Consider the following 7,335-nt stretch of genomic DNA (forward strand, 5'->3'; position numbering starts at 1 on the left):
GCCTTGGCCTCTCGCCCGCGTGGTGTCCGATCCTCGGTCTGCCGGGTTCAGCCGCGGACGGTGGTGTTCCCGGGGGCGGCCGGCGCCAGTCGGTAGGCGTCGCCTTCACGGTGTACGTGTCCGGCGGTGGGCGGCGGGAAGTGGCTTCCGAGCAGGAGGGTCGACGTGCCGGCGAGCGCGTCGAGCACCTGATTGCGGGTCCTGGCGGCCAGTTCGGGGGCGATGTCCACGCAGCTGCAGAGGCCGGGATGCGACATCTGGACCGGGTGGTGGATGCTGTCGCCGGTGACCAGCGCACGCTCACCCCCGCTGCTCAGTTCGACCGCCACCTGTCCCGGGGTGTGGCCCGGAGTGGGCAGCAGACGTATGCCCGGGGCGATGTCCGTGCCGTCGTCCGCGACGTCGACCAGGTCGAACAGGCCCGCGTCCCGGACCGGGTGCACCGAGTCACGGAACATCTGCTGTCGCGCCTCCTCCATCTCGACGCCGGCCCAGTAGTCCCATTCGGTACGGGCGGTGAGGTAGCGCGCGTTGGGGAAGGTGGGCACCCAGTCGTCGCCCTCGGCGCGGGTGTTCCAGCCCACGTGGTCGGTATGGAGGTGGGTCAGGATGACGAGGTCCACGGTCTCCGGGGCGAAGCCCGCGGCCCGCAGCCGTGTGTCGTAGTCGCTGTTCAGGTCGTGCCAGGCTGGATTGGCGCGCTGCTTGCCGTTGCCGATGCCGGTGTCGACCAGAACGCGCATGCCGTCGGCCTCGACGGCGAAGCTGTGGCTCGCCAGTCGGAGGATGCCCTGGTCGTCGGCGAAGTCGGGGCGCAGCCAAGGCGTTTCGGCCACGAGGTCGGTGGTCGCTCCAGGCAGCAGCCAGGGACCGGTCTGTGCGGGCAGGACGATCTCGTCGATACGCCGGACGGTGTGGTCGCCGACAGCCCACGCGGGGGTCTGAGGGATGGTGGTGGAGCCGGGCCGGGAGTTCGCGGACATGGTTGTCTTCCTTACTTGTCGGTGGTGGCGAGTCCGCGGGTGTGCCGACTCGCGACGGCGAGGGGGCGTCGGACGCGCGCGGCTGCCGGGCAGGCGTGGCGGGGGAGCGGCAGTGTCGGCGACGACACCCGCACCGTTGAGCAGGAGGGCCCGACGCCAGGTGGTGGAGGTGCGGGGAGACGAACGGCCCGCGGAGGCGCTCTGCATGAGGATCCTTCCCGAGCTAAAAGCAATCGGTTTGCTTTAACCGACCGTAGGGCCTACGGTCGGTTAAAGCAAATGATTCGCTTTTAGGTGCCGAAGGTCCTGGAGCAGTTCCGGGGGCCTGCGCGCCGCACAGACCGGAAGGCGCTATGACCAGCGATTTCACTCCCCAGGAGGCGGCCCGAGGGGCGCTGCGGGCAGGTCTCCCCCTCGAGGGCGACCGGCACGAAGGGGTGGCCGCGACGGCCAACCACATCCACTCCGTCATCACCACGCTGCGCGAGCTCGACTTCGGCGACACGCCCCCTGCGGCCTCCTACAGGGCCGGACGGGAGGACGTCGATGCAACCCTTTGAGCTGTCGCTCACCGAGGCTGCCCACGCCGTGCGCGCGAGGGAACTGTCTCCGGTCGAACTCACCGAATCCGTACTCGGCCGCATCTCCGCGGTCGACGGACGGCTCGGTGCCTATGTCACCGTCGCCGCTGACGCGGCCCTGGTCGCCGCCTACCGCGCCGAACGGGAGATCGCGGGGAGTGGGCCGCGTGGACCGCTGCACGGAATTCCCGTGGGGCTCAAGGACCTGATCGACGCCAAGGGGATGCCCACCACGGCGAGTTCGGATGTCCGGGCCGGGCACATCGCGGACCGCGACAGCCATGTGGCCGCACGTCTCGACTCCGCCGGGGCCGTCCTCCTGGGCAAGACGCACACCCACGAGTTCGCCTACGGTCTGACCACTCCGCAGACGAAGAACGCCTGGGACCACAGCCGTGTCGCCGGGGGGTCGAGCGGCGGCTCGGCGGTAGCGGTCGCCGCCGGCGCGGCGACGTACGCGCTGGGCACGGACACCGGAGGTTCCATCCGGGTGCCCGCCGCCCTGAACGGAGTAGTGGGGCTCAAGCCGACCTACGGCCTCGTGTCCCGCTCCGGAGTGACCTCGCTCTCCTGGTCCCTGGACCACGTCGGCCCGATCACCCGCACCGTGCGGGACGCTGCTCTGGTGCTGGCCGCGACAGCCGGCCACGACCCGAGCGACCCGGCGAGCGTGCCCGGACCCTCGACGGGCTTCCTCGAAGCAGGTGACCTTCAGGGCCTGAAGGTCGGAGTGCCCCGCAACTACTACTTCGACCGGGTCGCGACCGGGGTGGAGGAGGCCGTACGCAGTGCGATCGAGCGGCTGGCGGAACTCGGGGCGGAGCTCGTCGACGTCGAGATCCCGATGGCGCGCTACATCCAGGCCACGCAGTGGGGGCTGATGGTCCCCGAGGCCACGGCCTATCACGAGCGCTCGCTGCGGGACATGGCCGGGCTGTACGCGCCGGACGTCCGTATTCTGCTGGAGGCCGGCGAGCTCACCTCGGCGGGCGACTACCTCCGCGCCCAGCGCGCCCGCACGATGATGCGCGACGCCTGGGTGCGCATGTTCGACGGGATTGACGTCCTCGCCGCCCCGACGGTGCCGATGACGGCTGCCGCGGCGGGTCAGGAAACGTCCGAATGGGCCGACGGCACCACCGAGGCGGTGTCCGACAGCTACGTGCGCCTCTCCGCCCCGGCCAACATCACCGGCGTACCGGCCCTGACCCTTCCGGTCGGCCACGACCACGACGGGATGCCGATCGGTATGCAGCTGATGGGGCGGCCCTTCCAGGACGCGACGGTGCTGCGCGTGGGCCGGGCCTACGAGGAGACGGCCGCCTGCACGGGGCGACTCGCTCCGATCGCGGCCTGAGAGCGGGGCGTACGTCCTGGGCGGCTCGCGACCGCCCGGGGAAGCACGCGGCAGACACTTCGCGGCTGGTCAAGAGATCCTTGAAGCAATGGATTCGCATTAAGGTGGAACGCATGAGCCCCAAGCCCATGACCCGCCCCGGCGGGCGCAGCGCACGCGTGCAGGAGTCCGTCCATGCCGCGGTTCGTGATCTCGTCGGCGAAGTGGGCCGTGACGCACTGACCGTCCCCATGGTGGCGGCCCGCGCGGGTGTGACCCCGTCCACCGTCTATCGTCGCTGGGGCGACTTGCAGGAACTCCTCTCCGACGTCGCGGTCGAGCGGCTGCGCCCGGAAACGGATCCCGCCGATCTCGGCAGCCTCCGGGACGATCTCAACGCATGGGCGGAGCAGTTCCTCGATGAGATGGCCTCTCCGTCCGGGCGTGCCTACATCAGGGACGCGCTGCTCGGGGACCCGGACGGCACCAATGCCGGCCAGTGTTCCGCCTACGCCGCGGAGCAGATCGACGCCGTGCTGGACCGAGCGGCCCGGCGGGGCGAGCCGGTGCCCGACACGGAACTGATGATCGACGGTGTCGTGGCGCCGATCATGTACCGCATCCTCTTCCGCCCCGGCCGACTGGACGCCGCGTACGCACGCGAGCTCGTGTCCCGAACCCTCGACCGCTCCGACCCGCTCTGATCGGACCTGACCGGCGGTTTCCGGCGACTCTCTTCGCCGAGTACGACGCCGAAGAAATGCGACACAAGGTGTCGGGTTTCAGGTCCAGCATGGTGTCACCGGCCGGCGTCGAGGACGGACGCGGGCCAAGCCGTGCTGACAGACAGGGAACTCAATGGGATTCACGCCCGACACATCGGCGCCGGACCTCCACGGAAAGACCGCGCTGGTCGCGGGGGCCACGCGGGGAGCCGGACGCGGCATCGCCGTGCAACTGGGCGCGGCGGGTGCGACGGTCTACGTCACCGGCCGCACGACTCGGGAACGGCGCTCGGAGTACGACCGGTCCGAGACGATCGAGGAGACCGCGGAGCTCGTCACCGCGGCGGGCGGAACCGGCATCGCGGTGCCGACCGACCACCTGGTGCCCGAGCAGGTCCGTGCGCTGGCCGAGCGCATCGACGCCGAGCAGGGGCGGCTCGACGTGCTGGTCAACGACATCTGGGGCGGAGAGAAGCTGTTCGCGTTCGACAAGCCGGTGTGGGAACACGACCTCGACGACGGACTGCGCCTGCTCCGGCTGGGCGTGGACACCCATGCGATCACCAGCCACTTCGTGCTGCCGCTGCTGGTACGTCGACCGGGCGGGCTCGTGGTCGAGATGACCGACGGGACGTCCGCGTACAACGGCGCGCACTACCGCAACTCCTACTTCTACGACCTGGTCAAGAACAGCGTGTTGCGCATGGCGTTCGTCCTCGCGCACGAGCTGAAGCCACATGGCGGGACGGCGGTGGCGCTCACCCCGGGCTGGTTGCGTTCGGAGATGATGCTCGACGCGTTCGGCGTCACCGAGGACAGCTGGCGCGACGCGCTGGACACGGTGCCGCACTTCTGCATTTCGGAGAGCCCGACGTACGTGGGACGCGCGGTCGCGGCGCTGGCCGGCGACGCCGACATCGCGCGCCGGAACGGCCAGTCGCTCTCCAGCGGGCAACTCGCACAGGAATACGGCTTCACCGACCTCGACGGCTCGCGCCCGGACTGCTGGCGTTATCTGGTCGAGGTCGACGCCGCCGGCAAGGAGGCGGACGCGACCGGGTACCGGTGACGGGCACCGCTCACGGGCCGTACGCATTCATGTGCCGGAAGGCCCGCATCGGCTTGTGCCGACGTCCCCGATCGGGCTCCGTCGTCACTTTCGCCAGAACAGGTGATGCGTCACGCCGCTCGGGCTGGGCACGACCTTCAGGTGGAACCTGTCGCCCAGCTCATCGGGTGACTCCCAGAGTCGGAGGCCCGACCCGAGCTTCACCGGCGAGACAACCACATGCATGGTGTCGACGAGGCCGGCGTCGAGGAACTGCCGGATGGTCGTCACCCCACCGCCGAGTCTGACGTCCTTGCCCTGCGCCGCCTCCCGCGCCTGCCCGAGGACCGCGGCCGGGTCGCCGCCGACGAAGTGGAAGGTGGTGTCGGAGAGCGTGAACGAAGGGCGCTCGTGATGGGTCATCACGAACACCGGGGTCCGGAACGGGGGCTCTTCCGCTCAGCGGATCAGCGGTCGATGCGGGCCATGTTCGCCTCGTCATGGCGCTCGCCCGAGGCAGGGGTGAGGTTGTCCAGCCGGTCGAGCTGCGAGGCGGTGAGCTCGATGCCATCGGCGGCGGTGTTCTCCTCGACGCGCGCGACCCGGCGGGTACCGGGAATGGGCGCGATGTCACCCCAACGGGACAGCAGCCACGCCAGCGCGGTCTGCGCAGGGGTCGCGCCGATCTCGGAGCCGATCGCCTGCACCTCGTCGACGATCCGCAGATTGCGACGGAAGTTCTCACCGGTGAAGCGCGGGTTGGTCTTGCGCCAGTCGTCGTCGGGGAAGTCGTCGACAGTGCGGATCTGTCCGGTCAGCAGACCGTGCCCGAGCGGCGAGTAGGGGACGAACCCGATGCCGAGCTCGCGCAGCAGCGGGAGGATTTCTGCCTCGACGTCGCGGGTCCACAGCGAGTACTCCGTCTGCAGCGCGGCCACCGGGTGCACGGCGTGCGCGCGGCGGATCGTCGCGGGGCCGGCCTCGGAGAGCCCGATGTGGCGGACCTTGCCCTCCGCTACCAGCTCGGCCAGGGCTCCGACGGTCTCCTCGATGGGTGTATTCGGGTCCACGCGGTGCTGGTAGTAGAGGTCGATGTGGTCGGTGCCGAGCCGCTTGAGGGAGCCCTCGACTGCGGCCTTCACGTTGCCGGCGCTGCTGTCGACGACGCCGGGGCCGCCGCCGGAGTGGGAGACCAGACCGAACTTGGTCGCCACGACGACGTCGTCGCGCCGTCCCTTGATCGCCTTGCCGACGATCTCCTCGCTGTGGAAGGGGCCGTAGATCTCGGCGGTGTCGATGTGCGTGACCCCGAGATCCAGTGCCCGGTGGATGGTGCGGATCGACTCGGTGTCGTCGAGTCCCCCGCCGGTGGTGTAGGTGCCGGCCATGGTCATGGCGCCGAGGCCGATGCGCGAGACGTCCAGCCCGCCCAGCGATACGTGCTTCATCGGATGCTCCCTTGTCGTGGTGGTGGTGGTCGGGCCCGGTCGGTGGTGCGTGGCCCGTGAGGCGACGCGCCGGGCGAATGAGGCGGACCCTTCGATTGCCATACTCGGTGCACCTCGGAGGGCCCGCTATCCAGGCAACCACCCGCCGGCCCGGCCCGGGCCGCCATGAGGGGCACCCCTTCACCGGGGGTCTGCCAGTACCTCCCATGCGTGCTCAGCGGCGCCCGGCCCGCCGTACGGTGGATGCATGGACCGCAGCAGCGAGATCCGCGAGTTCCTGCGCACCCGCCGGGCCCGGATCACTCCCGAGCAGGCCGGTCTCACCCCCCATGCCGGGGCCCGCCGGGTCCCGGGACTGCGCCGCGAGGAAGTCGCCCAGCTCGCCGGAGTCAGCGTCGACTACTACATCCGCCTGGAACGCGGCCGCACCCATGGTGTCTCCGAAGCCGTCCTGGAGGCCGTCGCCCGTGCCCTCCAACTGGACGACACCGAGCGTGCCCATCTCTTCGACCTCGCCCAGCTCGGCACCGGCCGGCCACGCCGCAGGCGGCCCCTCGCCCCGCAAAGGGTCCGTCCCGCCCTCTACCGGGCCCTGGACGCGCTCAACGTCCCGGCCGTCGTGCAGGGCCGGCGCATGGACATCCTGGCCGCCAACCGGCTCGGCTACGCCCTGTTCGCGGACTTCGAGTCCCGGCCGCACCGTGAGCGGAACTTCGCCCGCTTCGTCTTCCTCGACGAAGCCGCCCTCAGCCTCTACACCGACTGGGAGAAAGCGGCCCGGGACACGGTGGCCGGCCTGCGCCTGTATGCCGGACGCCATGCCGACGATCCGCAGCTCACCGAGCTGATCGGCGAACTGTCCCTGCACAGCGACGCCTTCCGTCGGCTCTGGGCCGACCATGACGTCCGCGCTCACACCACGGGGACCAAGCGCCTGCACCACCCGCTCGTCGGAGACCTCACCCTCGACTACGTCGTCCTCGCCGCCGAGGACGACCCCGAGCAGAGCCTCGCCATCTACACCCCCGAACCGGCCTCCGCGTCCGCCGAAGCTCTGTGGATACTCGCCAGCTGGACCAGCGACCGCGCCACTGGGGCGCGCACGCCCGAGCAGACACGCAACCCGCCCGGCTGACCCCCGTGGTTCCACCCTGACCGCGACGGACGACGACCGGGCCCTGCTCGTCACCGTGCCGCGTCCACCGGGGTGTTCC

Annotated in this window: 7 protein-coding genes and 1 pseudogene; 5 read left to right on the forward strand and 3 right to left on the reverse strand. The window is 70.4% G+C overall.

Translation table 11 applies throughout. From position 1 onward, the window contains the following. Window positions 1-47: 47 nt before the first annotated feature. Window positions 48-983, reverse strand: coding sequence for an MBL fold metallo-hydrolase (locus ACFWFI_RS38835; protein ID WP_387399978.1), 936 nt, complete (start codon window positions 981-983; stop codon window positions 48-50). Between the two features lie 353 nt (window positions 984-1,336). On the opposite strand from ACFWFI_RS38835, the gene ACFWFI_RS38840 reads away from it, so the two are divergent. From ACFWFI_RS38840 to ACFWFI_RS38855, 4 genes are all read left to right on the forward strand, one after another. Continuing rightward, window positions 1,337-1,543: a hypothetical protein gene (locus ACFWFI_RS38840; RefSeq protein ID WP_387399980.1), complete on the forward strand. Its 207-nt coding sequence runs from the start codon at window positions 1,337-1,339 to the stop codon at window positions 1,541-1,543. After that, window positions 1,530-2,921, forward strand: a complete 1,392-nt coding sequence (locus ACFWFI_RS38845) for an amidase (RefSeq protein WP_387399983.1) — start codon at window positions 1,530-1,532, stop codon at window positions 2,919-2,921. The genes ACFWFI_RS38840 and ACFWFI_RS38845 overlap by 14 nt, the downstream gene beginning before the upstream one ends. A gap of 113 nt (window positions 2,922-3,034) precedes the next feature. Next, window positions 3,035-3,604 carry a TetR/AcrR family transcriptional regulator gene (locus ACFWFI_RS38850; protein WP_387399984.1) on the forward strand — a complete coding sequence of 190 codons (570 nt, stop codon included), beginning with the start codon at window positions 3,035-3,037 and terminating at the stop codon, window positions 3,602-3,604. Window positions 3,605-3,758: 154 nt separating this feature from the next. After that, on the forward strand, window positions 3,759-4,694 hold the full coding sequence (locus tag ACFWFI_RS38855) for an SDR family oxidoreductase (RefSeq protein ID WP_387399986.1): 936 nt from the start codon (window positions 3,759-3,761) through the stop codon (window positions 4,692-4,694). A gap of 84 nt (window positions 4,695-4,778) precedes the next feature. On the opposite strand, the pseudogene ACFWFI_RS38860 reads toward ACFWFI_RS38855, so the two are convergent. Beyond that, window positions 4,779-5,129 (reverse strand): annotated as a pseudogene (locus ACFWFI_RS38860) (dihydrofolate reductase family protein); the annotation flags it as partial. A gap of 11 nt (window positions 5,130-5,140) precedes the next feature. Continuing rightward, on the reverse strand, window positions 5,141-6,121 hold the full coding sequence (locus tag ACFWFI_RS38865; protein ID WP_387399988.1) for an aldo/keto reductase: 981 nt from the start codon (window positions 6,119-6,121) through the stop codon (window positions 5,141-5,143). A gap of 247 nt (window positions 6,122-6,368) precedes the next feature. Here ACFWFI_RS38865 and ACFWFI_RS38870 point away from each other — a divergent pair, with 247 nt between their 5' ends. Beyond that, window positions 6,369-7,256: a helix-turn-helix transcriptional regulator gene (locus ACFWFI_RS38870; RefSeq protein WP_387399990.1), complete on the forward strand. Its 888-nt coding sequence runs from the start codon at window positions 6,369-6,371 to the stop codon at window positions 7,254-7,256. Window positions 7,257-7,335 lie beyond the last annotated feature (79 nt).

This window comes from Streptomyces sp. NPDC060209, assembly GCF_042728155.1.
In the GTDB taxonomy this organism is placed as follows: domain Bacteria; phylum Actinomycetota; class Actinomycetes; order Streptomycetales; family Streptomycetaceae; genus Streptomyces.